Raw genomic sequence first — 3,413 nt, 5'->3', positions numbered from 1 at the left:
GGCCTGCTCCAGGCGGTTCAGCTTGGAAGCCTGAATGCTGTGCACACAGGGGGAGAGGGAAGATTCATGCACCGTGAAAGGTTCATAAAAGTCAAAATGACGTTCGAGTTCTTCAGTGGTAAAATGGTCTTCAAAGAAATAAAAGCCCTGAAGGGTATCCGCCTGTTTGATATAAGGTGACCTGAGGATGCGGTCCCAGCTCCACTTCTGATTCAACGGACGTTCCGTGCGGTCCAGATCTGCAGCGGGGATTAATTCCTTATCCAGAAAACCATCTTGCTGCAAATAAACCTGGTGCTCCTCTGAGTACGGAAAATACATGCCTTCGGCTACTTTCCCCCATTGCTGTGTTTCCTGCTCCGTAAGCCGGGTATGGCCAATAATTCGCTGGTAATCTTCGGGATACCCGTCTTTTACCTTGCCGAGTTGTTCCAGGCAATACCGGATACACCACCGGGCGGAATAATTAGTGTACCAATTATTGCTGACATTATTCTCATACTCGTTCGGGCCAGTGACCCCCAGGATCACATACTTCTGTTTTTGGGTTGAAAATGTGGCGCGCTGGTGCCAGAACCGGGCGATTCCTATAAGCACTTCGAGCCCCATATCCGGTATATAGGTATAATCCCCGGTGTACCGGAAATAATTGTATATAGCAAAGGCAATGGCCCCGTTTCGGTGGATTTCCTCAAAGGTAATCTCCCATTCATTATGGCACTCTTCCCCATTCATGGTCACCATGGGGTAAAGGGCCGCCCCATTGGTAAATCCGAGTTTCGCGCCATTCTCAATGGCCTTCTCCAAATGGTTAAACCGGTATTCCAGAAGATTTCGGGCCACGTGCTGGTCCTTGGTTGCCATATAAAAAGGAATACAATAGGCTTCCGTATCCCAATACGTGCTCCCACCGTATTTTTCCCCGGTAAATCCTTTAGGACCGATATTGAGTCGTGAATCTCTCCCGGTATAGGTCTGGTTCAGGTGCAGGATGTTAAACCGGATGCCCTGTTGGGCCTTTATATCGCCTTCGATTGTAATGTCGCTCATCTCCCAAATCTCTTTCCAGGCCTTCCGCTGTGACTCTAAAAGGGCATCGAAGCCCGAAGCTACAGCGGTGTCGAGAACACTGGCAGCCGCCTTGGCGAGGTCTTTGGCCGGATGATTCAAATCTACCGTATACCCCCCGTACTTTTCCACTGAAAGGGTTTGGCCTTTCGAAAGGGTTACTTCGTAGGTATGGGCTGCATAGGTTTCCTTTTCCAGATGATTGGGCGCAATTTCCACGGGTTTCCCATCAACCCTGAGGAGGGCTTCCATAAACGTGCATGTATGAAAGCGGGTTTTTAATGTGTGGGCTTCGATAAATGCCCTGCTGCCCTCAGACCATACTTTTGTGGTCTTCCAAAAGGGATCGTCCCAATTCGTGTCTTCATTGGTGATTCCACTGTCTAGGTAAGGGGTTACCTTAACCGCCACATCGTCCTGATCCACGATCAGGTTATATCGGATGGCCCCGAGCTCATCGTGCTCCATACTCATAAAACGGGTCGCGTCCACCGCCACTCCAATCCCATTTTCCAAAGTCGCTTTAAAGGAGCGCTTGTACCAGCCTTCCTTCATATTGAACTCGCGTCTGAACTGGACGACCTTCTTACAGCGATTCAAATCCAGGATTTCACCATTGATTTCAAGGTGAATCCCAATCCAGTTGGGAGCGTTGAGGACTTTGGCAAAATACTCGGGATACCCGTTTTTCCACCAGCCCACGCGGGTCTTATCGGGATAATAAACACCGCCGATATAACTCCCCTGAAAGGTAGGCCCACTGTAGTCCTCTTCGAAATTTGCCCGCTGGCCCATAGCGCCATTCCCCAGGCTGAAAAGACTTTCTGAGGCCTTAACGTGGGAAGGCGTGTAACCTTCTTCAATAATCGACCAAGGATCGGGTTTTATGTAATCCTGATTCATAATCCTACTGTTTATTTTTGTGGTTTCTTTTCCAATCGCAATATCTCCTCCAGGAAAGAGGTCTGCATTTCTGTAAAATCCCTGAATACGGCATCGGCCTCCGAAAGCACCTCTGCCTCTCCGATCCCGAGACTGTACATCCCGGCGGTATTGGCTGCGGCAATTCCCGCCTGCGCGTCCTCTATCACCACACAGGCCCCCGGAGGCAAATCCAGGCGGGATGCGGCGATCAAAAACACCTCAGGGTCGGGTTTGGCTTTCACAACCTGTGTTCCGTCCACTACCGTGCTGAAATAGTCCGTTAGCCCAACTTTCTCCAGGATAGGAACTGCATTTTTACTGGCAGAACCAAGGGCCATGGGTATGTTTCGCCCTTTTAGAAAATCGAGAACCCTGGAAACATCCGGTAAAATTTCAGAAGCATCCATGGTCGCTATATACTTCAGGTAATCGGCATTCTTTTCTTCGAGCCAGCTTTCGAATTGATCCTGGGAAACCTGTAAGCCCCCCATCTCAAGTAAGAGCTCCAGGCAGCGTTTACGGCTTACCCCTTTAAACTTTTCATTGTCCTGGATGGTGAATGGGATATCCAGGTGGTCCGCAAGCTGTTTCCATGCCAGATAGTGGTATTTGGCCGTATCGACGATGACCCCGTCCAGGTCAAAAATGAAGCCCTTCATAGGAATTTCATGTTTCTGGGTCGTATCCCGACCCCGTGATCCGGGAAATTCCGGTCATCAAATATAAAAAGGAAATCGGTTTTAGGAAGCCTGACATTATATAAGGAATAGATTTCAGAATGGGAGGCATGCCCACAAATATAAATTGATGGCCCAGGAGTATACTGATCGCTTCATCGGGCAGGCCAGAAAACCATGCAGGAGGGCGTCAGGTTGACTTACGCTTTACCAGGCTGGCCTGGATGACCTCGGTGCGATAATTACCGGGGTCCGTTTCGTCGTATTCATTTTCAATTTTATCGATGAGCATACGGGCAGCCGTTTCTCCCATCTGTTCCCCGTGCTGGGCAATAGCACTCAGCCCGGGCGTGGCATATTTCGAAAGGATTCCGTCCGTAAAGCCTATAAAGGAAATATCTCCGGGAATATCATAGCCCAGTTCACTGGCCAGACGCATACCCCGAATGGCGAATATCTCATTGACACTTAAGACTGCGTCAAAAGACTGATTTTGAAAAAAAGAACGGCTCAACTCCTCTTCTTCAAACTGAAAGGGGAGTTCCAGCACCAGCTCCTCGGAAAAAGGTATCCCGTGTTTCGCAAGTGCCTTGCGATATCCCTTTTCTCTTTTTTGGCTCACTCCCAGTTTGTGGGCTGTGGTAAAAAAAGCAATTCGTTTCTTCCCCTTTTGAATGAGGAATTCCACAGCCTCCAAAGCCGCGGCTTCATCGTCTATGATAACTTTATCGCAGGGAACCTCTT

3 protein-coding genes are annotated in these 3,413 nt (G+C 49.1%); all 3 read right to left on the bottom strand.

The genetic code is table 11. The features are described 5' to 3' along the window. On the bottom strand, positions 1 to 1,971 hold a 1,971-nt coding region (locus WBV75_RS04670; protein ID WP_424119487.1), incomplete at its 3' end, for a family 65 glycosyl hydrolase domain-containing protein. Between the two features lie 11 nt (positions 1,972 to 1,982). Then, the gene (gene pgmB, locus WBV75_RS04665; protein WP_424119486.1) at positions 1,983 to 2,651 is read right to left on the bottom strand and encodes a beta-phosphoglucomutase; all 669 of its coding nucleotides are present in this window, start codon (positions 2,649 to 2,651) and stop codon (positions 1,983 to 1,985) included. 208 nt (positions 2,652 to 2,859) lie between these two features. Continuing rightward, the coding region (locus WBV75_RS04660; RefSeq protein ID WP_424119485.1) for a LacI family DNA-binding transcriptional regulator at positions 2,860 to 3,413 on the bottom strand (554 nt) is incomplete at its 5' end.

This window comes from Robiginitalea sp. (genome assembly GCF_049588695.1).
Taxonomy (GTDB): domain Bacteria; phylum Bacteroidota; class Bacteroidia; order Flavobacteriales; family Flavobacteriaceae; genus Robiginitalea.
The sequence above is the reverse complement of the archived record's forward strand: the minus strand, read 5'-3'. Positions and strand labels throughout refer to the sequence as shown.